Genomic DNA, 25,853 nt, shown 5'->3' with positions numbered 1-25,853 from the left:
CTTTCAAAAGCAGGCATATGAAAAACATCCTCATCGTCTCGGGCACGCGCCCCGAAATCATCAAACTTGCGCCGGTCTATCACGCGCTGCGTGAAGCGCCGTGGGCCCGCGTGCAATGGCTGCACACCGGCCAGCACGCCGAAATGGCCCAGCAGGTATTTGACTGCTTTGATGTGACGCCCGACATCTCGCTTAAGCGCAGCGGCGCCAGCCTGCTGGAGTTCAGCATGGGCTGCCGGCAACAGCTGGACGCAGTGATGCTGCAGCGGGATTGGTCCCTGGTGATCGTTCAGGGCGACACGGAAAGCGCTTTTCAGGGTGGGCTGGCAGCCTTCTACCATCGCATTGCGCTGGCGCATGTCGAGGCGGGCCTTCGCACCTACAACCTCAACCGGCCTTTTCCTGAGGAAGGCTTGCGGCAGATGATCAGCCGCCTGGCGCAATTTCACTTTGCGCCCACGCAGGGCGCCCAGGCCGCGCTGCAGGCCGAGGGCATTGCCGACGCAAAAATCCACGTTACGGGCAACACCGTGATCGACGCCCAGAACTGGGCCTGCAAACGCCACGACATCAAACGCTCGGTGTCCGGGCGGGGCCATCTGCTGGTGACGGTTCACCGGCGCGAGAACTGGGGTGACGATGTGGCCGAGATCTGCCGCGCCATCGCCGAGATCGCCAGGCAGCAGCCTGAGCTCCAGGTGCTGTTCCCGGTGCACCTGAACCCGGTGATCCAGAAGCCCGTCAACGCCATCCTCGGCGGCCTGCCCAATGTCAGGCTGACGGCCCCACTCGATTACACACAGATGCAGCAGGCGCTAGTCGATGCCTGCCTGGTGCTGACCGACTCCGGCGGCCTGCAGGAAGAGGCGCCCACGTTTGGCGTGCCGGTGCTGGTGCTGCGCGATGAAACCGAACGGCCCGAAGCGGTTGATGCGGGCTGCGCCCTGCTGATCGGCGCGTCGCGCCCGGTGATCGTGCGCGAAACCCTTAGGCTGTTGACGGACTCGGCGGCCTACACGCGGATGTCGCAGGCCGGCAACCCGTTCGGCGACGGTACTGCCTCGCGGCAGATTGTGGCCGCCCTGGCCACTTCGTTTGCCACCCAATCCGCTGCACTGCCTGAACTCGCTTGAGTTTGCAGGCCCATTGCACGGACACCTCCGGCGGCCCTTCGGAACCGCCGGAGTTTGTGCTGTTTGCCGCGACCGGCGCCGCAACGCCCGATGACCCGATGCCCCGATGACCCGGTCACCAGATTGACCTGATACCCGAACCCGATACCCCGCGATACCAAGGAATAACGCCATGACTACCCTGCCCAAACTTCCCACACGCCTGCCGCTTCTTGTGCGCGGCTCCGGCCTGCTTTTTGCGGCATGCCTGCCGCTGCTGACCAATGGCCAGCCGGCCCCCGCCCCTGCCGCGGCCGGCCCGGCGGCGAGCGCTGCCGAGGTCTTCAGGCGCCTGGCGGCAGACCGCTGGGTGTCGCGCGAAATCACTTTTGCCGACCTCGGCTTCAAGGGGCCGCTGGTGCTGGGCGCACCCGAAACCGTGCGTGAGCTGTACCTGCCCGTTCCCGCGAACGTGCCGATCAGCGCCGGCGAGATCAAGCTCAACGCCAACTACATGCGTGCAGACGGCGGGCGCACCAGCTTCGTGGTGTCGCTCGACTCCTACCCGGTGTCGTCGCGGCCGATGGCCCAAGACAAGGGCGACGCCAGCCTGGTGTTGGGCGTCGACGGCTCGCCGCGGCCCAGCGGGTTTGTCCGCATGGGCCTGAACTGGAGCAGCGCCATGGGCGCGGAGTGGCAATGTACCGACGGCCGCGCGGCCGGCAATGTGCTGCGCATCGAACCCGACTCGCGCTTTACCTATCGCTATGACGGCAGCGCGGTGCGCGACCTGACGACCGCATGGGGCGCCTTGCCGTCGGCGCCGGTGATTTTGATTTCCTCGAACAACCTGAGCTCGGGTGCTTACGACTCGGCCTGGCGCATGGGTGTGGCGCTGGAGCGGGCCGGCAAGCGCGCCAGGGTGGTTGCGCTGCCCGCGGTGGGTGACACGGTGAACCTGGACGGCCTGGCCGTGCCGGCCGCCTTGCGCGGCATTCCGGCCTTCGCCGCGCTGGCCCAGGGCGGCAGCTACAAACTCAAGGACGCCGCCGAAGTGGGCGCCTTGCTGTCACTGGGCGCCGGCAGCCCGCTGCGCGCCGACATTGTCATTGCCGACAAGGCCTTGACCACCGGCATGGCAGCCTCCCTGGACGCGCTGCGAGGCCAGCTGCAAACGGCTGCGCCGGATGCGGTCGCCGGCTTTGCCGAGTGGCGCACGCGCGCGCTCGATCCCGCCGCGCAGCCCGCCGCCGCCGGTGAAATCCGGTTGTCGCAAGCGTTCGGCAACCCGGCCATCGTGGTGGCGGCGGATGCCGGCGCGCAGGCCGCCGGCATGTTCAGCACCTACTGGAATCGCATTGCTGTTGCGTCGTCCTTGCTGGTGCGCAGCGCGGCCGACCCGGCGGGCGATGCATCCGCCGTCTCCCTGAAATACCTGGGCGGCAAGCCCGGCAGCTTCGATGTGCTGTCGCACGCCGACTGGAATGCCAGCTTTGACATTGGCGCAGTGGCCGCCGACGGCCGCCTGCCTTCGAGCCTGGTGCTGGATGTTGCCGCCGCGCCGAGCGCGGCGCGCACCCCGCCAGTGGTCTCGGTGTTCCTGAACGACATCCTGCTGGGCGCCCGGCAGATGGACGCCAACGGCAAAGTTGAAAGCGTGACCGCACGCATCCCCGCGTATGCCCTGGCGTCGCGCAACACCCTGCGCGTCACCTTTGTGCGCCAGCTGGCCAGCGACCGTTGCCGCGAAACGCCTGAGCCCTACCCGGTGTCCGTGCTGCCGAGCAGCCGCATGCTGCTGGAGAAAGCCGACCCCTCTGCTGATTTCACCGGCATGGTGGCGCGTTATGCCGCCGGTGCGCATGTGATGGTTCCTGCCGCCTACCTGGCGGATGCGACTGCCTCGCTGCCGCGCGTGATACGCCTGGCGTCGACGACCGGCGTATCGCCCATGAAGGCCCGGTTCACGGCGGTGACCGGCGACGCCGTGCCTGCGCCGGGCGGCGCCTTCCTTGCGATGGAACTGCCTTTCAAGGACGCGAAGTCCAGGGTGACGCTCGAAGAAGGCCGGCTGGTGATGGACGGCGGCAGCGACGGCGCGGTCATCGACATCAAGGGGCTGGACAAGATCGCGATCGTTGAAGTCGTCAAGGCCGGCGGCGACAGCGGCGTGCTCTATCGCACCGTGGCCGGGCAGTCGCCTGCGCTGGACAAGCCCCTCCTGCTGGGCGCCGGCGATATCGCCGTCATCGGCCCGAACGGATTGCTGACGGAAATGAACATGGCAGACCCGGCGGGGCGCAAGGCGGTGGGTGACAACGCCGGCCCCTGGCTGCTCGCCCGCGGTTACTGGTGGATGCTGCCCATCCTCGGCGTGGTCTTCATGATCGCGCTGCTGGTGTTTGCCAGCCGGGTACGCCGCCGCAAGTCGGCCGAGAAGGACTCCGCGCTGTAGGCCGGGCCCAGGGAAACCGCCATGATCTGGACACTTTTTACCGCCAACTACTACGCGGCCCTGGAGATGCTGGCCGCGATAGTCGCAGTGCTGATTTTCATCTCTTCGGTCGACGACCTTTTCATCGACGCCTGGTACTGGACGCGGCGCGTTTTCCGCTCCTTCACAGTCAAGCGCAAATATGCACCCATGACCGCGGAGCACCTGCGCGAAAAGAGTGAGCAGACGCTGGCCATCATGGTTCCTGCATGGCTCGAATACGACGTGATCGCAGCCATGATCGAAAACATGGTCGAGGTGCTGGAGTACCAGAACTATGTGGTGTTTGTCGGCACTTATGTCAACGATGCAAAAACCATCGAAGAAGTCGAGCGCATGCAAAAGCGCTACAAGCAGCTGCATCGCGTGGAAGTGCCGCACGCCGGGCCCACCTGCAAGGCCGACTGCCTGAACTGGGTGGTGCAGGCCATTTTTGCGTATGAGGAAGAGCACGGCATGGAGTTCGCCGGCGTGGTGCTGCACGACAGCGAGGATGTGTTGCACCCGCTGGAGCTGAAGTTCTTCAACTACCTGCTCCCGCGCAAGGACATGATCCAGTTGCCGGTCGCCTCGCTCGAGCGCGAATGGTACGAGCTGGTGGCCGGAACCTACATGGACGAGTTCGCCGAGAGCCATGCCAAAGACATGGTGGTGCGCGAGAGCGTGGCCGGCGTCGTGCCGTCCGCGGGTGTCGGGACCTGCTTTTCCAGGCGCGCCCTGAAGGCGCTGGTCGGCTCCACGCGCAACAAGCCCTTCAACACGGACAGCCTGACCGAGGATTACGACGTCGGCAACCGCCTGGGGCAACTGGGCATGCAGGCCATCTTCGGCGTGTTTCCGGTCGGCTTCCGGGTGGCGCGGACGGCCTGGTTCGGCTCCAAACCCAAGCGTGAAGTGCTGGTGCGCATGCCGCTGTCGGTCCGGGAATTTTTCCCGGATACCTTCCGCCAGGCTTACCGCCAAAAAGCGCGCTGGGTGCTGGGAATCGGCCTGCAGAGCTGGGAGCAGATCGCCTGGCAGGGCTCGCTGGCCGCACGCTACCTGCTGCTGCGTGACCGCAAAAGCACCATCACCGCGCTGGTCAACGTGCTGGCCTATGTGCTGGTGTTGCAGTTCCTGGTGTTTCACATCGGCCTGGCGACGGGCTGGTGGAGTGTGTTCTATCCCTCGCTGTTTGCCGAGAACAGCTGGTGGCGCGTGCTGATTTACCTGAACGCGGTGTCGCTGATCATCCGCTGCGGGCACCGCATTTACTTCACCACCACGCTCTACGGCTGGGAGCACGGCCTGATGTCGCTGCCGCGCATGGTGGTCAGCAACTTCGTCAATTTCATGGCCGTAGCGCGCGCCTGGCGCCTCTATCTGTCTTACCTCTTTCGCGGCAAGGCGCTGGCGTGGGACAAGACCATGCATGACTTTCCCACCGGCGGCCAGCTGCTGCGCCGCCGCCAGCGGCTGGGCGAATTGCTGCAGTCGTGGAAGGCGGTGGACGAGGAGATGCTGAGCAAGGCGCTCAAGGAGCAGGCGCTCACCGAGATGCCGCTGGGCCAGATCCTGATTTCCAATGGCTGGCTCGACGAGGAAACGCTGGCCGAAGCCATCGCGTACCAGTCGGGCCTGGTACGCACGAAGTTGACCAAAGCGCTGGTCATGGACCATGCGGGCGCCACGCCCAAGGATTTCGGCACGCGCTTTCGGGCCATCTATATAGGGCTTGATCCCGGCAGCCAGCCCATCCTGGCTGTGGTGACACCGTTGCCGGACGAGGCGGTGAGCGAGCTCGTGGAAATCTTCGGTGTTGAACCCAGGCAGCGCATCGTGCGCGAGAGCGAACTGGCCATCGGACTGCGCTTGCTCAGGGGCGTCGATGACAGTTTCTCCAGAGTGAACGGCGGCGTGCCCGGTGTGCCTTTGCTCGGTGACATGCTGGTAGAGCAAGGCCTGCTCAAGCGCCAGGTTTTTGAAAATGCGATGCAGACCTACCGCCCCGACCGCCACGGCCGTGTCGGCGACTACCTGGTCGACCAGGGTGTTCTCCTGCGCGACGTCATCGAGCGGGTTGTCAATCAGCAGCGACAGATGCACGCCGAACTGTCGCGTGTGCAACCAGCGAATTAACCATGAAAAACTCCTTTGGAAAACGTGCGGTGGCCTTGTCCCTGCTGGCCATGGCGGCTGTCACGACGACCGTCCACGCGCAGTCGGACCTGCCTTTGACGGGGCCGGCCTGGGTGCTGGCGGATGCCGCATACAAGGCCTTTGCGCGCGGTGACTATGCGGATGCACGGGGCAAGGCCAATGAGGCGCTGCGCTTGCGGCCCGACGCCGTGCAATTGCAGGAGCTCATTCGCAAGCTGGACGCGGCGCAGAGCCGGCCGGCAGCGCGTGCAGGCCGCGCGGCGCCCGCGAACCGTGTAACGCCTTCGGCGCGGCAGGCTACGCGTCCCGACGCTGGCCCTCTGCCATCCGCGGCGCCTGCGCCCGACCCGGCTTTCACGGCTGCCGACGCCGGCTACAAAGCCTATGACCGCGCGGACTACGCGGCTGCGGTGATTGCCGCGCAAGAGGCGGTGCGCCTTGCGCCGCTGAACCGCGACTACCGGTTGCTGCAGGTCAATGCGCTGGCCGCGGCCGGGCGCCTGCCCGAGGCGGACCAGGCCATTACGCAGGCTGTCGCTGTTGCCGGGGATGACGGCCGCCTGGCAGCCCAGCAAGGGCCGCTGCGCCGGCGCATGGCCGATGCGCAGGCGCAAGCTGTGGGCGCCGCCGCCTACCAGGACTTTGAGCGCCAGGATTTTGCGGGCGCTGCCGGCAAGGCCGAGCAGGCGCTTGCGCTGTCTCCGGGCAACCGCGACTACCGGTTGCTGATGGTGAATTCCTTGTACCGCAGCGGGCAGTACCCGCAGGCCGAGCAGCAGGCAGGGCTTGCGATTGCCGACGCGCCGGATGCTTCGCTGTACATGCAGCGCGGGCTGATTCGCCAGCGCATGGGCCTGCAAGCCGCGGCGCGCGAAGACTTTGAGGCAGCGCTGCGCCTGGGCGGGCTGCCCGTCGCGACCGAGATCAACCTGCTGGCCGAGCTGGGGCTGACGGACCAGGCTCGCCTGCGCTTTGAGCAGGCCCAGGCCGCAGGGTCGCTGGCCAGCCTGTCCGACGTGGAGCGCGCCTACCTGGCCGTTCGTGTGGGGGACGATGCACAGGGGCTCGAAGCCTTCAACCGCGCCGATGCGTCAGGCAAGCTGGCCAACACCGCCTGGCGTGATGCCGCTTTTGCGGCAGTGCGGGTGGGCGAAGACGCGCAGGCGATCGGGTATTTCAAGCGCAGCATCGACGATGCGAATGCGCAGAAGCTGGCGCTGACACCGCAGCAGGTGTTTGAGACACGGCGTGCGGTGGCGGAAGTCTCGCGCGAGTTCGGGGCGATCGCCTCGCTCAGCTACCGCGGCGGGGTGTCGGGGCTGGGCTTGCCGCCGGGCACCGCCACCGACAGCCTGCAGGCCGGCGCCGAGGCTTATTGGCGCCCCTGGGGCTTCAGGAACGGCCGCTACACCGAGGTGTTTGCGCGCGGCTTTGAAACCTTGTACAGCAAGGGTGGCGGCACGACCGGCAGCAAGACCCTGCAGACAGCCATCGGCATACGCCACAAGCCCTTCACCGATGTCAACCTCGTGGGCTCCATCAGTCGGGTGTTTGCGCCCTCCGGCGGGCGTGACGACTGGCTGGCCCAGCTGGGTTATTCCGGCGGCACCGGCGGTGACTTGCGCGTGGACCAGTCTTCATGGTGGACCAGCCGGTATTCGGCCGAGATCGGGCGTTATCTTTCTGCGGGGCAAACCTACGGCCTGGCGCAGGCAGATGTCGGCCGCAGTATCCGGGTCGGCGAGTCCGGCAAGTGGGTGGTGTTTCCGCATGTGTCCGCAGCGGCCGACTACAATTCGACTGCCATCTCGCGCAGTTCTGTGGGCATCGGGCCCGGCATCAGCGCGCGCTACTGGTTTCGCGAAGATGTCTACAACGCGCCGCGCTCTTACCTGGACGTTGCGCTGCAGTACCGCTGGCGCGTCAGCGGGGCCTCGCGGGCCGGTGGCGTGTTTCTCGTCACCACCTTGTCTTACTGATGCGGATGCCGCCCAGCGTTTCCGGGCGCCCGTACTGGCTGGGCGCCGTACTGGCGGCGGCGTTGTTGCTCGGCGCCTGTTCCGGCCCGCCGCCTGTGGTTCCGCCGCTGGCCGGTGTGGTCTGGCAGCCGGACAACAAGACGCTGGATCCGCGCGGCAACTGGCAGCGCATGGGCGCGACCGAACTGCTGGTGCAGTGGACAGCCGTCGACGGCGTGGCATTTGTGAACAACCCGCTGTTGCCGGTGGCGGCGCAGCTGCCGGCGTGGCCGCGGATTGCCGGCGAAGCCTGGGCGCAGGATGTGATCGTCGGCCTGGCCGGCCGCTTTGACGAGAAAGCCGCGCGTGCCGACATCGTGCAGCTTGCGCAGGCCTCGGCGGTGTTGGCCGCGCAGCCTACGCCGCTGAAGGTGACGGGCTGGTATTTCCCGGTGGAGATCGACCCGACCTGGAAAGAAGCACCCTCCCTGGCGCCGCTGCTGGCGGCCTTGCCGCGGCCGCTGTGGATCAGCGTGTACGACAGCGCCAATGTGGGCCCTGAAGCGCTGGTGCAGGGCCTGGCCCAATGGTTGCCGCCGGATGTGGGGGTGTTTTTCCAGGACGGCGTTGGCGTCCATGCGCGCGAAGCGCATGTCGCGCGGGAGTACGCCGACGTGCTGTCGGCAAAGCTGGGGCGGGAGCGGGTGCGCATCATTGCCGAGGCGTTTCGCCCGCAATCGGGCGGCGGCTTTCGCAGCGCGACGATTGACGAGCTCAGGCCGCAGCTGGCGCGCTACGCTGGCTATCGCATCTACCTGTTCGATGGCCCGCACTATGTGCCGGACGCGCTGACGGCACAGATTGCCGCCGCGCAGTTATCCGCCGCGAAACCCCGGTAACGCTGCCGGCCTGCGCACTAGCCGGCCTTGCCGCGCACGATGGCTGCCGACACATCGGGCGTGGTTTCGGCATAACGCTTGAACTCCATCGTGTAGGTCGCGCGGCCCTGTGTGAGCGAGCGCAGCGTGGTGGAGTAGCCGAACATTTCCGACAGCGGCACTTCGGCGCGCACCAGCTTGCCGCCACCGCCCGCGATGTCTTCCATGCCTTGCACCATGCCGCGCCGTGACGACAGGTCGCCCATCACATTGCCCATGAAGTCCTCGGGCATTTCGACCTCGACCGCCATCACGGGCTCCAGCAGCACCGGCTTGGCGCGGCGCATGGCCTCCTTGAAGGCGAGCGAGCCGGCCATGCGGAAGGCGTTCTCGTTGGAGTCGACGTCATGGTAGGAGCCGAATACCAGCGTGGCCTTCACATCGACCACCGGGTAGCCCGCCAGCACACCGGCCTTGAGGGTTTCCACAATGCCTTTGTTGACGGCCGGGATGTATTCGCGCGGGATCACCCCGCCCTTGATGGCGTCGACAAACTCATAACCCTTGCCTGAAGGCTGCGGCTCCAGATTGATCACGGCGTGGCCGTACTGGCCGCGCCCGCCCGACTGCTTGATGAACTTGCCTTCGACATCGTTCACCGCCTGCCTGATCGTCTCGCGGTAAGCGACCTGCGGTTTGCCCACATTGGCTTCCACGCTGAACTCGCGCTTCATGCGGTCGACCAGAATCTCCAGGTGCAGCTCGCCCATGCCCGAGATGATGGTCTGGCCGGATTCCTCGTCGGTGTGCACGCGAAAGGACGGGTCCTCCTGCGCGAGGCGGTTCAGGGCGATGCCCATTTTTTCCTGGTCGGCCTGGGTCTTGGGCTCCACGGCCTGGGAAATCACCGGCTCGGGGAACACCATCTTCTCCAGGATGATGACGTGGGCGGGGTCGCACAGCGTGTCGCCGGTGGTGGCTTCTTTCAGGCCCACGGCGGCGGCGATGTCACCGGCGCGCACTTCCTTGACTTCGTTGCGTTCATTGGCGTGCATCTGCAGGATGCGGCCCAGGCGTTCGCGTTTGCCCTTGACGGGGTTGTAAACCGTGTCGCCGGCTTTGACCACACCCGAGTACACGCGAAAGAAAATCAGCTGGCCGACGTAGGGGTCGGTCATGATTTTGAAGGCCAGCGCCGAGAAGGGCTCGTCGTCGTTCGGGTGGCGCTCGGCCTCGCCCACGTCGTCCTCGGTGTGGCCCAGGATGGCGGGCACGTCCACCGGCGAAGGCAGGTAGTCGATCACCGCGTCCAGCATGGCCTGCACGCCCTTGTTCTTGAAGGCGCTGCCGCAGAGCATGGGCACGATCTCGTTGGCCACGGTGCGCTGGCGCAGGCCGCTTTTGATTTCTTCTTCGCTCAGCGTTTCGCCTGACAGGTACTTGTTGAGCAACTCGTCGTTGGCTTCGGCGGCGGCCTCGATCATTTTGGTGCGCCACTCGTTGGCGGTTTCCACCAGGTCGGCCGGGATGTCGCCGTACTCAAACTTCACGCCCTGGCTGGTGTCGTCCCAGATGATGGCTTTCATCTTGACGAGGTCGACCACGCCCTGGAAGTGGTCCTCGGCGCCGACCGGTATTTGCACCGGCACGGCCACGCCCTTGAGGCGCTCGCTGATCTGGCGCTGCACGCGGAAAAAATCCGCGCCCACCCGGTCCATCTTGTTGACGAAGGCCAGGCGCGGAACCTTGTATTTGTTGGCCTGGCGCCAGACGGTTTCCGACTGCGGCTGCACGCCGCCCACGGCGTCGTACACCATGACCGCGCCGTCGAGCACGCGCATGGAGCGCTCCACCTCGATGGTGAAGTCCACGTGGCCCGGGGTGTCGATGATGTTGATGCGGTGCTCGGGGTAGTTGCCGGCCATGCCTTTCCAGAAGGCGGTGGTCGCTGCCGAAGTGATGGTGATGCCGCGCTCCTGCTCCTGCTCCATCCAGTCCATGGTGGCCGTGCCTTCATGGACTTCACCGATCTTGTAGTTCACACCCGTGTAGAACAGGATGCGCTCGGTGGTGGTGGTTTTGCCGGCATCAATGTGCGCACTGATGCCGATGTTGCGATAACGCTCGATGGGGGTGTGGCGGGGCATGACGAACTCCTTGTTGTGCCGGCCTGCGCATCTTGGAGTTGTGGCGTGGGCCGGGCTAGAGAGTTTGCGCCAAAGCGCCGTTTTTTGCTCGGCTTTCCCCGAGCACCCACGTCGGGTGTGGGCCCTGGCGTCAGGTCGCGTGCAGCATTTGCGCCATAAAGGCAGGCAAAGGCCTTCCGTCGGACAGCAGGTATTTCGCCATCGGGATGACGGCGCTTTGCACCGAAGGCCGCGCGCTCATGCGGCCGCGCCAGGCCAGCAGCAGCGGCGTGGCCGGCGTGAGGGGCGCGCCCAGGCGTTCGCCGAACAGCATCGCCATGTACAGCGCGATATCGGCAAACGAAAAAGTCTCCATCACGAACTCACGGCCTGCGAGGAGCTTTTCAAGCCGTTCGTAAAAAGCGCGTGCGCCTTCTACCGCCGCAACAGCCTGCGGGTCGCCCAGGTCATGCTGCAAGCCCATGAGCCGGATGATGTGCGGGAAGTACACCTCGTCAGACATATGTTCCATCTGGCGGGCCCGCGCACGCGCGGCAATGCCGGCGGGCCAGAGTGCAGGCTCGGGCCGCAGGTCTTCCAGGTACTCCAGGATCTGCGTCGAGTCGAACAGTTCCAGGTCGCCGTTGACCAGCACCGGCACCTGCTTTTTCGGGTTGATGCGCACGACCTCCGGGTGCTTGGGCGAGTAACCCTCGGTCTGCGTGAAGGGCACCATGACGATGTCCAGCGGGATGCTTTTTTCAAAGGCGGCGATCTGCACTTTGGCGCCGAACATGCTGAGGCGCGCGGAATAAAGGCGGATGGCGGGCGTTGATTCTTTAGAGGTGTTGGGCATGGTTCGGTGAGTGGGGGAATGAGGTCAATGCGTTACGGAGAAGGCGGCGGCTCGCGGTCAAACAGCCCTGGCGCGCCGCCGATCTCGGCGCCTTCGATCAGCAGCATGCGCAGCTTGGTCGAGACGCCGCCGGGCGCGGAGAAGCCGCCCGACTGCGCGCCGGCCGCCAGCACGCGGTGGCAGGGCACGATGATGGGAAAGGGGTTGTGCCCCAGCGCCTGGCCCACCGCACGCGATGCGTGGGGCTCGCCCAGCTGGGTGGCGATGTCGCCGTAGGTGCGCGTCTTGCCCGGCAGGATGTCTTGCGCAATCGCGTACACCCGGCGGTGAAACGGCGCGATGCCGCGCAGGTCCAGCCTGCAAAAGCGCAGGTCGCGGGCCTCGCCCCCGAGCAGGCCCACCATCGCGTCTATCGCCTGCTGTATGGCGGGCGGCGGGGCTTCCTGCGCCAGCAACGGGAACTGCCGGTACAGACGGGAGAGCATGCGGCCCTCCGTGGCTTCCGGCAGCCGCACCGCGGCGATGCCATGGTCGTTCCACACCAGCGCGCACCAGCCGATGGCGGTGCCAAAAAGCGTGAAGCTGTGGGGTTCGCTGGCTGGGGGCATGGTGACCCGCATGCTACACGGGCAGGCGATTTTCGGCATGGCGCCTTTTCCCTGGTGCGATTCGGGCGCCCGGCCGCGAAGTGCGTGATAGGCGCGTGCTATGTATTTGGGAGCGCCTGATGAAAGCCCTGCAAGGGCTGCCGAAGGAGAATGTAAGAATTAATTTCGTTACCTATCTTGCATGCCGCTGAAGCTTTTAATTTTTTGCAGACGTACCATGCGTTCTTTTTTAAGGAACTCTCATGGCAACACCGTTCTTTGGCAAGCGAGAAAACGAGACACCGGCGGGCCTGCGCAATGGTCCTGGAAGCGGCTATGCAAACACCGGCTCGGCCAGCACACTGCATTCGGCGCCGCTCTCCGGCTCGGGCCAGCAGAACACCACCAAGCCCGTGAGTGAAGCCGCACCCTCCACCAGCACCGCCAAGGAAGGCGGCAGCAAGCTGACGGTAGGCCCCAACATCAAACTCAAGGGCGTTGAGATCACCGACTGCGACACGCTGGTCGTCGAAGGCCTGGTCGAAGCCACCATGGATTCGCGCGTGATCCAGATTTCCGAGCAAGGCGCCTTCAAGGGCTCCGCAGAAATCGACGTGGCGGAAATCCGCGGCGAGTTCAACGGCAACCTCACGGTGCGCCAGAAGCTGGTGATCTATTCGACCGGCAAAGTTACCGGCATCATCCGTTACGGCAAGCTGGTGATTGAAGAGGGCGGCCAGCTCTCGGGCGAAATTTTGTTCGGCGCACTGGCTGCGGCCAAGCCGGCCAGCGTGGTGAAGACCGGTTTACAGGCGGTGTAGGAGACAGTTAAAAACCATCAAGCGGCAGCACGCTGCCCTGGCCTGGACACCCGCATCCATTCTTTGCCGCTCGCGGCGGGGGACGGATTGCGGGCTGTTTGCTTTTCTTGCCTTAAAGCCACTTGAAGGCCAGCGGTATCAGTGCCGAGGCCAACACCACCTGCAGGCCCAGCGCCAGCCCCGCATAGGCCCCCGCATCTGCGTTGACCTGCAGGGCCCGCGCCGCGCCCAGGCCGTGCGACACCGTGCCCAGCGCAAAACCGCGCGCGGCCCAGCCCGATGGGTTGGTAGGGATGCGCAAGGCATCAAACAGGTATTTGCCGCTGAGCGCGCCCACCAGGCCAGTCACTACTGCGAACACCGCAGCCAGCGCCGGAATGCCGCCTATCTTTTCTGCAATGCCCATGGCCACCGGTGCGGTGACGGATTTGGGCGCGAGCGATAGCGTGACTTCCGAAGGCAAGCCCAGCGCCCAGCCCAGCAGCAGCGCGGAGCCGCTGGCCGCAATGCCGCCTGCGACTGCGGCCAACAACAAACGCCCCCAGCGCCGGCGCAGTTCTGCGCGCCGCAGCCACAGCGGCCAGGCCAGGGCCACCACTGCTGGGCCCAGTAAAAAGTGGATGAACTGCGCGCCCGCAAAGTAAGTGGGATAAGGCACACCGGTGAGCAGCAGGCCGCCGGCCAGGCACACGACCGTCCACAGCACCGGGTTGGCCCAGGGTGCTTGCCCGAGCCGCGAATACATGGCCTGCGCCAGCACGTACACCGCCAGCGTCGCCGTCAGGCCGAACAGCGGCGTGGCCGACAGGTAGACCCAGAGCTCCACAAATTTAGGCATGCGGCGGCTCCTCTTCAGGGGTCTCGCCGCGGTCCCGCAGCAGGTGCAGCGTCAGCACCGTGACCACCAAACCGGCCAATGTGGACGCCGCCACCACCACCAGCATGCGCACGCCGTACTGGCTGACCAGCGAAAGATGGGTCATCACGCCCACGCCGACGGGCACAAAGAGTAACGAAAGGTGCGCAAGCAGGAAGTCTGCGCACACTGACACAGGGCCTCGCACCAGCTCTGATTGCAGGCCCACCAGCAGCAAAACCATGCCGATCACCGGGCCCGGAAAAGGCAGTGAAAAGCCGCGCGAAAGCAGCTCGCCGATGGACTGGAAGACCAGTAGCCAGGCTAATCCGCGCAGTGCCGTCATAAGGGAATGTGAGAGAAAAGCGGGGGCATGGGCCGGCCTAAAAGCGCGGCAAATCCGGGTGCTTGATCTGCCCGCCGCGCACCAGCATCTTTCCGTATTCGGCGCAGCGGTTCAGCGTCGGGATCACCTTGCCCGGGTTGAGCAAACCCTTGCTGTCGAAGGCGCGTTTGACGCCGAACATCTGCTCGTTTTCTTCGGCTGAAAACTGCACGCACATGGAATTGAGTTTTTCCACGCCCACGCCGTGCTCGCCCGTGACGGTGCCGCCCATGGCAACGCTGGTCTCCAGGATGTCGGCACCGAAGAGTTCGCAGCGGTGCAACTGGTCGGGGTCGTTGGCGTCAAACAAAATCAGCGGGTGCAGGTTACCGTCTCCCGCATGAAAGACATTGGCGCAGCGCAGCTGGTATTTTTTCTCCATCTCTGCAATCGCCAGCAGGATGTCGGCCAGGCGCTTTCGCGGGATGGTGGAGTCCATGCACATGTAGTCGGGGCTGATGCGGCCTGAGGCGGGGAAGGCGTTCTTGCGGCCGCTCCAGAAGCGCAGGCGCTCGGCTTCGTCCTGGCTCACAGCAATGGCGGTGGCGCCGCAGCGGCGCAGCACCTCGCTCATGCGGCCGATTTCTTCTTCGACCTCTTCGGGTGTGCCATCGCTTTCGCACAGCAAGATCGCTTCGGCGCTCAGGTCGTAGCCGGCGTGCACAAAGTCTTCCACCGCAGCCGTCATCGGCTTGTCCATCATCTCCAGGCCGGCAGGGATAATGCCGGCCGCAATCACGGCGGCCACGGCATCGCCGGCTTTGCGCAGGTCGTCAAAGCTGGCCATGATGCAACGGGCCAGCCGCGGCTTGGGCACCAGCTTCACGGTGACCTCGGTGGTGACGGCCAGCATGCCTTCGCTGCCGATGATGATGCTCAGCAGGTCGTAGCCCGCGGCATCGAGCGCATCGCTGCCGAACTCGACCTCTTCACCTTCAATGGTGAAGCCCTTGACCTTGAGCACGTTGTGCACCGTCAGGCCGTACTTGAGGCAGTGCACGCCGCCCGAGTTCTCGGCGACATTGCCCCCTATGGTGCAGGCAATCTGGCTGGAAGGGTCGGGTGCGTAATACAGGCCCAGCGGTGCGGCCGCTTCCGAAATGGCGAGGTTGCGCACGCCGCCCTGCACGACTGCCGTGCGGCTGGCGGCATCGAGCTTGAGGATTTTGTTGAACTTGGCCAGCGACAGCGTGACGCCCAGCTTGTGCGGCATGGCACCGCCGGAAAGCCCGGTGCCCGCACCGCGCGCCACCACCGGCACGTCCAGCGCGTGGCAGGTCTTGAGTACGGCTTGCACCTGCGCGTAGGTTTCAGGCAGTGCCACCACCAGCGGCCGCTGGCGGTAGGCGGTCAGACCGTCGCATTCGTAGGGGGTGGTGTCTTCGTTGTTCCACAGCAGGGCGTGCGCGGGCAGCACCGCCTGCAGGGCGCGCACCACCTGCGATTGCCGCTCTGATCGCTCAAGCAGGCTGTGTTGTTCGTGCGAGGTGGGGGCGTTCATGTTTTTTCTGGTTCCAGGGATGAAATCAGACTGTAGGGCAAGCGGCCCCCGCCGGGTTGAAGAAATTTAAAGCGGCACGTGAAATGCCGCCAGTCCGTTCGCAGGTTTCAGGACTTGGTGCCGGGCGCCTTGCTGGCGCCCGGCGTGTCATAGAACTTGACCTTGCCGGTTTTCACGTCGTACATGGCGCCCACGATCATGATCTCGCCCTTTTGCTCCATCTCGCGCAGGATGGGGCTCTTCTCGCGGATGGTTTCCACCGTGAGGCGCACATTGCTCTCGGCCACCATTTCGACAAAGGCATCGTTCTTGGATGTGCGGTCCTTGATGTCGGCGGAAACCATGTTCACGGCCGGCTTCATCTTGCCGATGAGACCGGTCAGGTTGCCGAGCTGGGCGTCGTCACACGCGCCCTTGATCGCGCCGCAGCTGGTGTGGCCCATCACCACCAGCAGTTTGGCGCCCACGACCTTGTGCGCAAATTCCAGGCTGCCCAGGATGTCTTCATTGACGATATTGCCGGCCACGCGTGCATTGAAGAGGTCGCCTATGCCCTGGTCGAACACGATCTCGGCCGGTGCGCGCGAGTCGATGCAGGACACCACGCTGGCCAGTGGGAACTGGCCGTCTGCGGTGGCTTTCATTTCCTTGAGGTAGTTCTGGTGGCGCGGCTTGCCGGAGACGAAGCGGGAGTTGCCGGCCTTGAAGTGCACCAGGATTTGTGCGGGTGTCACGGCGTCCTGGCATGCCTTGGCATCCTGGATGGTGCAGAAGGTGCCGGGCTTGACGGCCCTGGCTGCAGCGGCTTTGCCCTCGGCGTGGGCCGCGGGCGAGATAGCCAGCAGGGACAGCAGGACGCCGGCCACACCAGCAGCGAGTTGATTTTTCTTCATGAGACTTCCCTCATTCAACAAGTTGGTTTTTTGACTCTGTGCCGCTGGCCGGGCCCTCACCCGCTGCCATGGCCAGCCCATGATAGGTAGGGGCCTGCATGGGCGCAAAACCACTTGTCGGATGCCTGGGGCTTGCTAAACCTATTGGCGTACGCAAAATGCGCTACAACTCAAAAGGCCCTAGCCCAGGCTTTTGCGCAGCCAGTCGGCAAAGGCCGCGCACTCCCAGCGGTCCATGGTGCCGGTGCGCCAGCACAGGTAGTGCGCATGCGGGCTGGGTACATTGCCGGCAAACACGGCGTTGCTGCCCAGGCGCACCAGCGAGCCGTTCTCCAGCCAGGGCGCGCCCAGCTTGAGGCGGATGAGCGCAATGCCCATGCCGGCCGCGGCGGCGTCGCACATCAGGCCGATGTCGTTGAACTGCGAACCGTCGGCCGGCTCCGGCCAGTCGAGTTTGTGCGCCGCAAACCAGGTGCGCCAGGGCTCCAGCGGCGAGCGCAGCAGGCTTTCGCCTTCGAGGTCTTCGGCGGCTTCAAACGGACCATGCTCGCGCACAAAAGCGGGCGATGCCAGCGGCGCGACTTCGTCCTTGCTCAGGCACACGTGCTCCAGGTCGGCATAGCGGCCGGTGCCGAAGCGCACGATGAGGTCGGCATCTTCAGCCACCACATCCAGCAACGGGATTGACACCTGCAGCGTGAGGTCGATCTCGGGGTAGGCGTCGGTGAACTGGCGCAACCGTGGGATGAGGATGGAGCGCGCAAAGGTGGGCGTGACGGCCAGGCGCAGCTTGCGCTTGCCGGGTGTGGTGCTTTGCCCGGCTGCGCCCGGAAACTTCTGCAAGGTGGCCAGGCCTTCGCGCACATGGGCCAGGTATTCGCTGCCCTCGGTGGTCAGCGAAAAATCGGCGCGGCCAAAAAGTTTGGTGCCGATGATTTGCTCAAGCTGCTTGACGCGGTGGCTGACCGCGCTGGGCGTGACGCAGAGTTCTTCGGCCGCCTGCGTCACGCTGCGCAGGCGCGCCAACGCTTCGAAGGTCAGAAGACATTGAATCGGCGGGATTCGAGCCGGCGTGGCCATGCTGCTTATTTGAAGATGACGGTCTTGTGGCCGTTCAAAAGCACGCGGTGTTCGCTGTGCCACTTCACCGCACGCGCCAGCACCTGGCTTTCGGTGTCGCGGCCCATGGCGGTCAGGTCTTCCACCGTCTTGCTGTGGTCGGCGCGCGCCACGTCTTGTTCAATGATGGGGCCTTCGTCCAGGTCGGCGGTCACGTAATGGGCCGTCGCGCCTATCAGTTTCACGCCGCGGTCATGCGCCTGGTAGTAAGGCTTGGCGCCCTTGAAGCTGGGCAAAAATGAGTGGTGGATGTTGATGGCGCGGCCGGCGAGTTTTTTGCACAGGTCGTTGGAGAGCACCTGCATGTAGCGCGCCAGCACCACCAGCTCGGCGCCTTCGGATTCGATGATCTCCAGCTGCTTCGCCTCGGCCTGCGCCTTGGTGGCGGCCGTGACGGGGATGTGGTGAAACGGGATGTTGTAGCTGGCGGCCAGCTGGTAGAACTCACGGTGGTTGGAGACGATGGCGCGCACCTCCACCGGCAGCAAGCCCGACTTGCAGCGAAACAGCAGGTCGTTCAGGCAATGGCCTTCCTTGCTGACCATGATGACCGTGCGCATGGGCTGGGTGGTGGCATGCAGCTTCCAGCTCATGCCGAAAGGCTCTGCAAACGACTTCAGCTGGCTGGAGAGTTCTTCATGCGTCAGCTTGTCGCAGGCGAACTGCACCCGCATGAAAAACAGGCCCGTGTCGTGGTCGTTGTACTGCGCGGCTTCTTCAATGTTGCCGCCGTTTTGCAGCAGGAAACCGGAGACGGCATGAACAATGCCCATGCGGTCCGGGCACGACAGGGTCAGGATATAAGCGTGATTCATAGGGGATGAATTGTCGCAGGAGAGGGCGGCGCCTGCCCGGAAGTGCCAGAATGCCGGAACACCCCCTATTTCAGACGCAGGAGACACGCCATGGCCTACCAGAACTTCAACATGGAGCACCACTGGCTCCCTTTCACCCCCAACCGCAGCTTCAAGAAAGACCCGCGCGTGTTCGTCGCCGCCGACGGCATGCACTTCACGACGCACGACGGCCGGCAGGTGATCGACGGCATCTCCAGCCTGTGGTGCGTGGGCGCCGGCCACAACCGCAAGCCCATCAACGAAGCCATCAAGAAGCAGCTCGACACGCTGGACTACGCGACCGCCTTCCAGGCCAGCAACGACCAGGCCTTCAAGGCGGCTGAAGTCATCGCGGGCATGGCGCCTGGCGACCTCAACAAGGTGCTGTTCTGCAATTCAGGGTCTGAGGCCGCGGACACCTCGCTGAAGGTGGCGCTGGCCTACCACCGCGCGCGCGGCGAGGGCCACCGCAACATCTTCATCGGCCGTGAAAAGGGTTACCACGGCGTCGGCTTTGGCGGCATGAGCGTGGGCGGCATTCCGGCCAACCGCAAGGTGTACGGCGCTGCGCTGCTGCCGCGCGTGGACCACATGCGTTTCATCCACGACCCGGTGAACCACGCCTACATCAACGGTACCGAGCCCGTGTGGCAGGAAGACCTGCTGCTGGAACTCGAAAACCGCATCCTGCCGCTGCATGACCCCAGTAACGTGGCGGCCATCATCGTCGAGCCTGTTTCCGGCAGCGCCGGCTGGTACCTGCCGCCCAAGGGCTACCTCAAGCGGCTGCGCGAGATCTGCGACAAGCACGGCATCCTGCTGATTTTTGACGAGGTCATCACCGGCTTCGGGCGCCTTGGCACGGGTTTCGGCGCCGACTACTACGGCGTGGTGCCCGACATGCTGAACTTCGCCAAGTGCGTGACCAACGGCGTGATTCCGCTGGGCGGCGTGATCTGCTCGGACCGCATCTACGACGGCATGATGAATGCCAACAGCGCGGCGCCCGAGCACGCCATCGAGTTCTTCCACGGCTACACCTACTCGGGCCACCCCGTGGCGTGCGCGGCGGCGATCGCAACGCTCAGTTTGCTGAAGGAAGAAAAGCTCTACGAGCGCGCCGGCCAGATGGGCAAGGTGCTGGGCGATGCGATGCACGGCGCCTTCAAGGGCCTGCCCAATGTGATCGGCATCCGTACGCTGGGGCTGGCGGGCGCGGTGGAACTGGCGCCGCTGGCCGGCGCACCGGGCAAGCGCGCCTATGACATCTTCATGGAGTGCTTCCACAACGGTGTGCTGGTGCGCCCGGCGGCCGACAACGTCGTGATCTGCCCGCCCTACATCATCGAAAAAGAGCACATCGATCGCATCATCAACGTGGTGGCCGACGCGATCCGTAACAACGCCTGATGCAGCTAGAAGCGCTTGAATACACACATGAGGGAGGTGGCTCTTCATCCAGCCTGAGCCGCGGAACCGGCTTTGCCGGGCCGCAGGCGGGCGGCCCCCTCGGGGGGGGGCAGCGACCCACACGCAGTGGGGGAGCGTGGGGGCCTATTTCGCCAGTTTCTTGTCCAGGCCTTCGCAGTAGTCCTTCTCGGGCAACGCGGGTGTTACCCACACCGCATCGAAGGCCTCAGCCTTTTCGTTGTTAACCGTTCCCGCGCGCAGCCGAATGGCTTTTGTCTTCAGGTCTGAGGACAGGTGCTGCGGCACGCCCAGCAGCCGGTCCGCATGGCCGCTGCCGGCCAGCAGCAACACCGTCTTGCCCGGCAGCGCCGCCTGGCCCAGTGTGTTGGCCATGGTGATGTCCTTGGCGATCTGGATGCGCGTCATCGGCGTGATCTGGCTTTCGGGCAGCAGGTTGCAGTGGCCGATGCGTATGAGTTGCTGCTGCGCTTTCAGGGCCGGACCGGGCAGCCGGGCGTCGAGCCGGCTGTCCGCCATGCTGGCCGGCATTTGCGCACGCGGCAGGTTGGCGCCCAGCACCGGCACCCCGGCGCGCACCGCCGTCATCACCGCAGGGCCATAAGCGGCCCAGGGCCAGCCCTTGTCGTTCCAGTTGAGCGCGTTGCGCACCTGCTGCTCGGTCGCGCTGGGCTTGAGGGCTGAGGTGCTGACGCCGGTGTCGGCCATCTCAAGCGCCACCGCGGCCAGCGTGCCGCGGGCCGCCAGAAGGGTCACTACCTGCTGCTCGATGTGCTGGTGCTCGGCTGCGTCATGCTGCTCCCCCAGGATGAGGACGTCGGCGGGAAGCACCGCCTCCAGCCTGGCCGATGCCTGCGCCGCATCACTGCCGGGCGCCTGCAGGATGGGCGCTTCGGGCCGGCCCGCGCAGCCGCCCGCCAAGGCCATCGCGGCGCTGCAGACAAGCCATGCCAAAGCACGAGGGGTGGGGAAATAAGCCATCCGTGGATACTACTGCTTCCAGCGGTTTTGCTGCGCATCCCGACGTTCCCATGCCCTCCCTGTTCCACCGCGCCGTCCAGCTGCTGCCCGTGCGCATCGCCCTGACCTTGTTGCTGGCATGGGCTGCGGCGGCGCTGTGCATCGCACTGCGCACGCCCTTGCCCTGGATGATCGGCCCGCTGCTGGCGACAGCCGTGGTCTCCATGCTGGGCGGCCCCACCGCCAGCTGGACGCCGCTGCGCAACAGCGGGCAATGGATCATCGGCTGCGCGCTGGGCTTGTACTTCACGCCGCAGGTGGTGGCACTGCTGGCGGGCTTGTGGTGGGCGATTGCGCTCAATATCGTGTGGGCGCTGGCGCTGGGCCTTGCGTTCGGTGCGTGGCTTTACCGCTTGCACCATGGGCCCGGGCCGTTCCAGGTCCAGGGCCTGTCGCGCATCACGACTTATTTCGCCGCGCCCATCGGGGCCGCTTCTGAAATGACGCTGATGGCCGAGCGCCACGGCGCGCAAACCGATCTGGTGGCGTCGGCGCACAGCCTGCGCGTGTTGCTGGTCACGCTGGTCATTCCTTTCGGCTTTCAGTGGGCGGGGCTGCACGGGCTGGACGCCGCCTTGCCCGGTGCACGCGCAGTGGCGCTGCCCGGCCTGGCCCTGCTGGCGCTGCTCACCGGCATTGGCTGCTGGGTCATGGTGAAACTGGACCGCACCAACCCGTGGTTTATCGGTGCGCTGGTGGTGTCGCTGCTGCTGACGGCGAGCGGCGTGACACTGTCTGCCCTGCCCCAATGGATGACGAACGCTGCGCAACTCGTCATCGGCATCAGCCTGGGTGTGCGTTTTACCAGCGGCTTTGTGCACATGGCGCCGCGCTGGCTGGGCTCCGTCGCGCTGGCCACCGTGGCCATGATCGTGTTGTGCGCTGCCTTCGCCTGGTTGCTTGCACACTTCACCAGCCTGCACTGGGCGACTTTGCTGCTAGGCACATCACCCGGCGGCATCGCCGAAATGGCCATCACGGCCAAGGTATTGCAGCTGGGTGTGCCCGTGGTGACGGCGTTTCATGTCACCAGGCTGGCGGCTGTTCTGGTGCTGGCTGAGCCGATGTACCGCTGGTTTTATCAATCCAACGCGGCTGAAAGCCCGCAGGCTGATTGACAAGCGCACCGGCCCTTCAATACCTCAGGGCGAGCGGAGTGGGAGATGGAGCGAGGGGAGGGTAAGTCAGAGCGATTACGGAGCGCTCTTCAACCAAGCAGGAGCCGCGGGACTGGCTTTGCCAGACCGCAGGCGGAGCGGCCCCCTCGGGGGGCAGCGACCCACACGCAGTGGGGGAGCGTGGGGGCTCAATGTAATGACATAGGGGTGTTGGCCAGCCCGCTATAGCCTTCCAGCGTATCTTCGATTTCTTCCTGCGTCGGTGTGTTTTGTGCCCAGGCGCTCAGGCGCTGCTGGAACATCTCGGCCCATGAGCCGTCCAGGTAGACCTCTTTACCGGAGCGTTTGTCCACGATTTCAAAACCATGGCGGGCCAGTTGCGGCACGGCCGGCGCGGGCGTGCTTTCTTCAGGCGCGTTGGCGTGGATCTGAAGCACGGCAAAAGAGTCTGAGTCGTAGAGCATGTGCATGGTGGGTTCCTTTACCTTCAGATAGCAACGATAGTGCCAAGTTCAAGGGAAAGAACTTCCGGCATGCAATCGTTCGGTAAAGACCCGCTACGCCGTGCAAAACCACACAGATACCCCGCTTCAGCGTGCGGCATGGCAACGCCGCCCCCAGTTTCTACTCTTTGCTGAGGCCACTGAGCTGCTGGTCGATAAAGTCCCCGTTGGACTGGGTGATTTTGTTGCGCACCGGCAGGTAGCCCAGCGACGGTGCGTACCAGATCTCGACCTTCTGGTCGAACTCGCGCCGCGGCTGGCGTGTGAGTTTCAGTGTGGCCATCTCACCGAAGGGCAGCGTGAGGTTTTCTTCGGCCTCCACCAAAAAAGTCCAGGTGTCTGCATCGCGCGGCCCCACGGTGTACATCGAGAGGGTGGTGCCCACAGGGAACAATGCCGGGTTTCCGGCCAGCATGCCGCCCAGCTGGATAAAAACGCTGACCCGGTCCTGGGCGCCCTTGATCCACGGCACGCTGGGTGTGTTGGCGCTGAAGCTGACCTGGCCCTTGTCGGGGTCAAAATGCGCGGCCACTTCGCTTCTGGATTTGTCGGAAAAGCGGATGGGCGCCAGCCCTTCAGGGCCCACCACGCCGGTGCTGCCCATGCTGCGTGAGCCGAGGAACAGCGCGCTGACCCGCATGCCCGCATCGTAAAGATTGCCCACGCGCCGCCAGTTCAGCTCGCCATTGGCGTGGTAGTTCAAGCCCTTGGCGCTTCCGGTCATCTTGTATTCCAGCTTCACGTTCTCGGGCAGGGCCATGGCCGTGACGGGCGTTTGCGCAGGGCCGGCGGGCGCAACAGGCGTGACGGGTGCGCTTGCAGCGGATGCGGGGGCCAGGGCGGCGACAGCCTCGGGGGCCGAGGGCTCGCTGGCGGCGGGTGTTTCAACGACGGGTGTTGCTACATTATTAATAGCGACAGGTGTAGGCGTGGATTGGGCTGGAGGCGATTTTGGCTTAATAATTTTCGGGCGGGGCCTGGGCGGCGGGGGCGCCGGCGCTGCGGCGGCTTGCACCGCCGGGGGCGTTGTGATGCTGCGGGTGACCAGGGGCTGCACGCGCTGCGAGGCCGGATCGAGCTCCGGGCCGAAGCGCGCTGGCGACGACATCAGCACCAGCGCATGGATGGCCAGCACCGCCACCGCCAGCATGGCCAATGCGCGCCAGGGCGTCGCGTCGCCCTGGCCGCGCGCGATGCCGGCTTGCGCGGCCGTCAAGCTTGTCATCCTTCTTTGAACCCCAGGTCGCGGGAAAGTTGCCGTGCGGCCGCCGCCAGGGGCTGCGCGACCTTGCCATCCCACTCCGGATCGAAGGTGGCCAGCGAGCCCAGCGCGACCATGCCCAGCACCAGATGGCCGTCGGCATCAAACACAGGCGCGCAAAAGCCGGCCACGCCGGGAAGCAGGGTGTTGACGGCGCGCGCCATGCCGCGCAGGCGCACCTCGTCGAGCAGGGCCATCACTTCGGCCATGCTGGCGGGGACGTCCTTGCGCGCCAGCTTCTGGTTGCGGGCCAGCTCGTCTTTCACCAGCAGCGCCAGCCGGCTTTGCGGCCGCGCGCCGGCCGCCAGGCGGGGAAATGAAAACGCCGTAAAACACAGGCCCGTGGCCGACGACAGCAGCGGCATGACATCGCCCAGCCGCAGGTTGACTGTCACGGCCTGCGGCGACTCCTCCCAATGCACCAGCGTGGGCCCCTGGTTGCCCCAGACGGCCAGCGCCAGGGTCTGGCCGGTTTGCGCCATCAGCGCGGGCATGAGCTGGCGGGCCAGCTTGACGCTGTCCAGGCGGGACAGCGAGGCCAGCCCCAGCTTGAGCGCCGCCGGGCCGAGGTCATAACGGGTGGTGGCGCTGTCCTGCGTCACCAGCGCCAGGCGCTGGAAGCTCACGAGGTAGCGGTGGGCCTTGGCCGCGCTCATGCCGGCGGCGGCCGCCAGGTCGCGCAGCATCAGCGGGCCGGGCGAGGCAGACAACACCTCCAGCAGCGCAAAACCGACCTCGACCGACTGGATTCCCGCGCGTTGCGGCGCCAGGCTGCTGCGAGCGGATGCGGTGGCGCCGGGGCTGGTTTTCATGCTTGACTAAAATTTCGGGTGAACCGGGGAGCTGGGGCGTTGGGAGTGCATGGATCGTAACGCGAGGCCGGCCTTCAGCGGCCACGGCACAATCGGTCCTTTACGTCTTCCAGCGACGCCAGCCACACGACAGCACCCTTCAGGATACCGATGAAACTTGCCACTTACAAAGACTCTTCGCGCGACGGCCAGCTCGTTGTGGTGTCACGCGATCTCTCCACGGCCCATTATGCGACCGGCATTGCCGGCAAATTGCAGCAGGTGCTGGACGACTGGAACTTCATGTCGCCGCAATTGCAGGACCTGTATGAAACGCTGAACAACGGCAAGGCGCGGCATGCGTTCCCGTTCGAGCCCTCACGCTGCATGGCGCCGCTGCCCCGCGCCTACCAGTGGGCCGACGGCTCGGCCTTCATCAACCATGTGGAGCTGGTGCGCAAGGCCCGCAACGCCGAAGTGCCCGAAAGTTTTTACTCCGACCCGCTGATGTACCAGGGCGGCAGCGACGACTTCATCGGCGCCTGCGACGACGTCGTGGTGCCGAGCGAAGACTTCGGCATTGACTTTGAAGCCGAAGTCGCCGTGATCACCGGCGACGTGCCCATGGGCGCCACGCCGGCGCAGGCCCTTGAAGGCGTGCGCCTGCTGATGCTGGTGAACGACGTCTCGCTGCGCAACCTGATCCCCGATGAGCTGGCCAAGGGTTTCGGTTTCTTGCAGAGCAAGCCGGCCACGGCCTTCAGCCCGGTGGCGGTGACGCCCGATGAAGTGGGCGACGCCTGGGAAAAGGGCCGCCTGCACCTGACCCTGCAGAGCACCTGGAACGGCCGCAAGGTCGGCATGTGCGAGGCCGGCCCCGAGATGACCTTTCATTTCGGCCAGCTGATCGCCCACCTCTGCAAGACCCGCAATGTGCGCGCCGGCAGCATCGTGGGCTCCGGCACCGTCAGCAACAAGGACTGGAGCCACGGCTACAGCTGCATCGCCGAAAAACGCGCGATCGAAACGATTGAAGACGGCAAGCCCAAAACCGAATTCATGAAATACGGCGACACGATTCGCATCGAGGTCAAGGGCAAGGATGGGCTCTCAGTGTTTGGCGCCATCGACCAAAAAATTGTCGAGAACGCCTGAGCCGCACGAACTCAAT

General features: G+C 65.2%; 22 protein-coding genes. 9 read left to right on the top strand and 13 right to left on the bottom strand.

Annotated elements, in window-relative coordinates; translation table 11 throughout:
* Positions 1 to 17 precede the first annotated feature (17 nt).
* From wecB to DT070_RS04850, 5 genes are all read left to right on the top strand, one after another.
* Positions 18 to 1,133, top strand: a complete 1,116-nt coding sequence (gene wecB, locus DT070_RS04870; RefSeq protein WP_122954391.1) for a non-hydrolyzing UDP-N-acetylglucosamine 2-epimerase — start codon at positions 18 to 20, stop codon at positions 1,131 to 1,133.
* Positions 1,134 to 1,305: 172 nt separating this feature from the next.
* On the top strand, positions 1,306 to 3,567 hold the full coding sequence (locus DT070_RS04865; protein ID WP_122954390.1) for a cellulose biosynthesis cyclic di-GMP-binding regulatory protein BcsB: 2,262 nt from the start codon (positions 1,306 to 1,308) through the stop codon (positions 3,565 to 3,567).
* Between the two features lie 21 nt (positions 3,568 to 3,588).
* Positions 3,589 to 5,724 (top strand): glycosyl transferase family protein, encoded by a 2,136-nt coding sequence (locus DT070_RS04860; protein WP_122954389.1) that lies wholly within the window; start codon positions 3,589 to 3,591, stop codon positions 5,722 to 5,724.
* A 2-nt stretch (positions 5,725 to 5,726) separates the two neighbouring features.
* On the top strand, positions 5,727 to 7,724 hold the full coding sequence (locus DT070_RS04855; RefSeq protein ID WP_122954388.1) for a tetratricopeptide repeat protein: 1,998 nt from the start codon (positions 5,727 to 5,729) through the stop codon (positions 7,722 to 7,724).
* A 5-nt stretch (positions 7,725 to 7,729) separates the two neighbouring features.
* A complete protein-coding gene (locus DT070_RS04850; protein WP_206074054.1) occupies positions 7,730 to 8,602 on the top strand; it encodes a hypothetical protein in 873 nt (290 codons plus the stop codon).
* A gap of 17 nt (positions 8,603 to 8,619) precedes the next feature.
* On the opposite strand, the gene fusA is transcribed toward DT070_RS04850, so the two are convergent.
* The 3 genes from fusA to DT070_RS04835 all read right to left on the bottom strand — a co-directional run bounded on the left by fusA (position 8,620) and on the right by DT070_RS04835 (position 12,171).
* Positions 8,620 to 10,728 (bottom strand): elongation factor G, encoded by a 2,109-nt coding sequence (gene fusA / locus DT070_RS04845; RefSeq protein WP_122954387.1) that lies wholly within the window; start codon positions 10,726 to 10,728, stop codon positions 8,620 to 8,622.
* A 130-nt stretch (positions 10,729 to 10,858) separates the two neighbouring features.
* Positions 10,859 to 11,563 carry a glutathione S-transferase family protein gene (locus DT070_RS04840; RefSeq protein ID WP_122954386.1) on the bottom strand — a complete coding sequence of 235 codons (705 nt, stop codon included), beginning with the start codon at positions 11,561 to 11,563 and terminating at the stop codon, positions 10,859 to 10,861.
* A gap of 32 nt (positions 11,564 to 11,595) precedes the next feature.
* The gene (locus DT070_RS04835) at positions 11,596 to 12,171 is read right to left on the bottom strand and encodes a methylated-DNA--[protein]-cysteine S-methyltransferase (RefSeq protein WP_122957254.1); all 576 of its coding nucleotides are present in this window, start codon (positions 12,169 to 12,171) and stop codon (positions 11,596 to 11,598) included.
* Between the two features lie 242 nt (positions 12,172 to 12,413).
* Here DT070_RS04835 and DT070_RS04830 point away from each other — a divergent pair, with 242 nt between their 5' ends.
* Positions 12,414 to 12,971, top strand: coding sequence for a polymer-forming cytoskeletal protein (locus tag DT070_RS04830; protein ID WP_122954385.1), 558 nt, complete (start codon positions 12,414 to 12,416; stop codon positions 12,969 to 12,971).
* A 112-nt stretch (positions 12,972 to 13,083) separates the two neighbouring features.
* Here DT070_RS04830 and DT070_RS04825 read toward each other — a convergent pair whose 3' ends face one another.
* From DT070_RS04825 to purU, 6 genes are all read right to left on the bottom strand, one after another.
* Positions 13,084 to 13,809 carry an LrgB family protein gene (locus DT070_RS04825; RefSeq protein ID WP_122954384.1) on the bottom strand — a complete coding sequence of 242 codons (726 nt, stop codon included), beginning with the start codon at positions 13,807 to 13,809 and terminating at the stop codon, positions 13,084 to 13,086.
* Entirely contained in the window at positions 13,802 to 14,173 is a 372-nt protein-coding gene (locus DT070_RS04820) for a CidA/LrgA family protein (RefSeq protein ID WP_122954383.1), read from the bottom strand. Before DT070_RS04820 ends, DT070_RS04825 begins: the two co-directional genes overlap by 8 nt.
* Positions 14,174 to 14,210: 37 nt before the next feature.
* Complete coding sequence (locus DT070_RS04815) at positions 14,211 to 15,713, bottom strand: FAD-linked oxidase C-terminal domain-containing protein (protein WP_122954382.1); 1,503 nt, start codon at positions 15,711 to 15,713, stop codon at positions 14,211 to 14,213.
* 107 nt (positions 15,714 to 15,820) lie between these two features.
* On the bottom strand, positions 15,821 to 16,606 hold the full coding sequence (locus tag DT070_RS04810) for a carbonic anhydrase family protein (RefSeq protein ID WP_194965959.1): 786 nt from the start codon (positions 16,604 to 16,606) through the stop codon (positions 15,821 to 15,823).
* Positions 16,607 to 16,786: 180 nt separating this feature from the next.
* Positions 16,787 to 17,686 carry a LysR substrate-binding domain-containing protein gene (locus DT070_RS04805; protein WP_092130281.1) on the bottom strand — a complete coding sequence of 300 codons (900 nt, stop codon included), beginning with the start codon at positions 17,684 to 17,686 and terminating at the stop codon, positions 16,787 to 16,789.
* Between the two features lie 5 nt (positions 17,687 to 17,691).
* Entirely contained in the window at positions 17,692 to 18,540 is an 849-nt protein-coding gene (gene purU, locus DT070_RS04800; RefSeq protein WP_122954381.1) for a formyltetrahydrofolate deformylase, read from the bottom strand.
* 90 nt (positions 18,541 to 18,630) lie between these two features.
* Between purU and DT070_RS04795 the strand changes: the two genes are divergently transcribed.
* Positions 18,631 to 19,971, top strand: a complete 1,341-nt coding sequence (locus tag DT070_RS04795; protein WP_122954380.1) for an aminotransferase class III-fold pyridoxal phosphate-dependent enzyme — start codon at positions 18,631 to 18,633, stop codon at positions 19,969 to 19,971.
* A 144-nt stretch (positions 19,972 to 20,115) separates the two neighbouring features.
* Here DT070_RS04795 and DT070_RS04790 read toward each other — a convergent pair whose 3' ends face one another.
* The gene (locus DT070_RS04790; protein WP_122954379.1) at positions 20,116 to 20,916 is read right to left on the bottom strand and encodes a ChaN family lipoprotein; all 801 of its coding nucleotides are present in this window, start codon (positions 20,914 to 20,916) and stop codon (positions 20,116 to 20,118) included.
* 104 nt (positions 20,917 to 21,020) lie between these two features.
* Between DT070_RS04790 and DT070_RS04785 the strand changes: the two genes are divergently transcribed.
* On the top strand, positions 21,021 to 22,127 hold the full coding sequence (locus DT070_RS04785; RefSeq protein ID WP_122954378.1) for an AbrB family transcriptional regulator: 1,107 nt from the start codon (positions 21,021 to 21,023) through the stop codon (positions 22,125 to 22,127).
* Positions 22,128 to 22,315: 188 nt separating this feature from the next.
* Here DT070_RS04785 and DT070_RS04780 read toward each other — a convergent pair whose 3' ends face one another.
* From DT070_RS04780 to DT070_RS04770, 3 genes are all read right to left on the bottom strand, one after another.
* Positions 22,316 to 22,597 carry a DUF3567 domain-containing protein gene (locus tag DT070_RS04780; protein WP_122954377.1) on the bottom strand — a complete coding sequence of 94 codons (282 nt, stop codon included), beginning with the start codon at positions 22,595 to 22,597 and terminating at the stop codon, positions 22,316 to 22,318.
* A 154-nt stretch (positions 22,598 to 22,751) separates the two neighbouring features.
* Complete coding sequence (locus DT070_RS04775) at positions 22,752 to 23,855, bottom strand: DUF3108 domain-containing protein (protein WP_122954376.1); 1,104 nt, start codon at positions 23,853 to 23,855, stop codon at positions 22,752 to 22,754.
* Entirely contained in the window at positions 23,852 to 24,703 is an 852-nt protein-coding gene (locus DT070_RS04770) for an IclR family transcriptional regulator (protein WP_369973920.1), read from the bottom strand. Before DT070_RS04770 ends, DT070_RS04775 begins: the two co-directional genes overlap by 4 nt.
* Positions 24,704 to 24,853: 150 nt before the next feature.
* On the opposite strand from DT070_RS04770, the gene DT070_RS04765 reads away from it, so the two are divergent.
* Positions 24,854 to 25,837 carry a fumarylacetoacetate hydrolase family protein gene (locus DT070_RS04765; protein ID WP_122954375.1) on the top strand — a complete coding sequence of 328 codons (984 nt, stop codon included), beginning with the start codon at positions 24,854 to 24,856 and terminating at the stop codon, positions 25,835 to 25,837.
* The last annotated feature ends 16 nt before the right edge of the window (positions 25,838 to 25,853 follow it).

This window comes from Polaromonas sp. SP1 (assembly GCF_003711205.1).
Classification (GTDB): Bacteria; Pseudomonadota; Gammaproteobacteria; order Burkholderiales; family Burkholderiaceae_C; genus Polaromonas.
This window is presented reverse-complemented; position numbering and strand designations above follow the sequence as displayed.

What these genes read in the sequence shown, in the direction of transcription:
- DT070_RS04785 (WP_122954378.1), top strand. Translation starts at nt 21,021, where the DNA reads ATGCCCTCCCTGTTCCACCGCGCCGTCCAGCTGCTGCCCGTGCGCATC.
- fusA (WP_122954387.1), bottom strand. Translation starts at nt 10,728, where the DNA reads ATGCCCCGCCACACCCCCATCGAGCGTTATCGCAACATCGGCATCAGT.
- DT070_RS04850 (WP_206074054.1), top strand. Translation starts at nt 7,730, where the DNA reads ATGCCGCCCAGCGTTTCCGGGCGCCCGTACTGGCTGGGCGCCGTACTG.
- DT070_RS04820 (WP_122954383.1), bottom strand. Translation starts at nt 14,173, where the DNA reads ATGACGGCACTGCGCGGATTAGCCTGGCTACTGGTCTTCCAGTCCATC.
- purU (WP_122954381.1), bottom strand. Translation starts at nt 18,540, where the DNA reads ATGAATCACGCTTATATCCTGACCCTGTCGTGCCCGGACCGCATGGGC.
- DT070_RS04810 (WP_194965959.1), bottom strand. Translation starts at nt 16,606, where the DNA reads ATGAAGAAAAATCAACTCGCTGCTGGTGTGGCCGGCGTCCTGCTGTCC.
- DT070_RS04775 (WP_122954376.1), bottom strand. Translation starts at nt 23,855, where the DNA reads ATGACAAGCTTGACGGCCGCGCAAGCCGGCATCGCGCGCGGCCAGGGC.
- DT070_RS04830 (WP_122954385.1), top strand. Translation starts at nt 12,414, where the DNA reads ATGGCAACACCGTTCTTTGGCAAGCGAGAAAACGAGACACCGGCGGGC.
- DT070_RS04855 (WP_122954388.1), top strand. Translation starts at nt 5,727, where the DNA reads ATGAAAAACTCCTTTGGAAAACGTGCGGTGGCCTTGTCCCTGCTGGCC.
- wecB (WP_122954391.1), top strand. Translation starts at nt 18, where the DNA reads ATGAAAAACATCCTCATCGTCTCGGGCACGCGCCCCGAAATCATCAAA.
- DT070_RS04765 (WP_122954375.1), top strand. Translation starts at nt 24,854, where the DNA reads ATGAAACTTGCCACTTACAAAGACTCTTCGCGCGACGGCCAGCTCGTT.
- DT070_RS04815 (WP_122954382.1), bottom strand. Translation starts at nt 15,713, where the DNA reads ATGAACGCCCCCACCTCGCACGAACAACACAGCCTGCTTGAGCGATCA.
- DT070_RS04795 (WP_122954380.1), top strand. Translation starts at nt 18,631, where the DNA reads ATGGCCTACCAGAACTTCAACATGGAGCACCACTGGCTCCCTTTCACC.
- DT070_RS04770 (WP_369973920.1), bottom strand. Translation starts at nt 24,703, where the DNA reads ATGAAAACCAGCCCCGGCGCCACCGCATCCGCTCGCAGCAGCCTGGCG.
- DT070_RS04840 (WP_122954386.1), bottom strand. Translation starts at nt 11,563, where the DNA reads ATGCCCAACACCTCTAAAGAATCAACGCCCGCCATCCGCCTTTATTCC.
- DT070_RS04805 (WP_092130281.1), bottom strand. Translation starts at nt 17,686, where the DNA reads ATGGCCACGCCGGCTCGAATCCCGCCGATTCAATGTCTTCTGACCTTC.
- DT070_RS04860 (WP_122954389.1), top strand. Translation starts at nt 3,589, where the DNA reads ATGATCTGGACACTTTTTACCGCCAACTACTACGCGGCCCTGGAGATG.
- DT070_RS04825 (WP_122954384.1), bottom strand. Translation starts at nt 13,809, where the DNA reads ATGCCTAAATTTGTGGAGCTCTGGGTCTACCTGTCGGCCACGCCGCTG.
- DT070_RS04780 (WP_122954377.1), bottom strand. Translation starts at nt 22,597, where the DNA reads ATGCACATGCTCTACGACTCAGACTCTTTTGCCGTGCTTCAGATCCAC.
- DT070_RS04865 (WP_122954390.1), top strand. Translation starts at nt 1,306, where the DNA reads ATGACTACCCTGCCCAAACTTCCCACACGCCTGCCGCTTCTTGTGCGC.
- DT070_RS04835 (WP_122957254.1), bottom strand. Translation starts at nt 12,171, where the DNA reads ATGCCCCCAGCCAGCGAACCCCACAGCTTCACGCTTTTTGGCACCGCC.
- DT070_RS04790 (WP_122954379.1), bottom strand. Translation starts at nt 20,916, where the DNA reads ATGGCCTTGGCGGGCGGCTGCGCGGGCCGGCCCGAAGCGCCCATCCTG.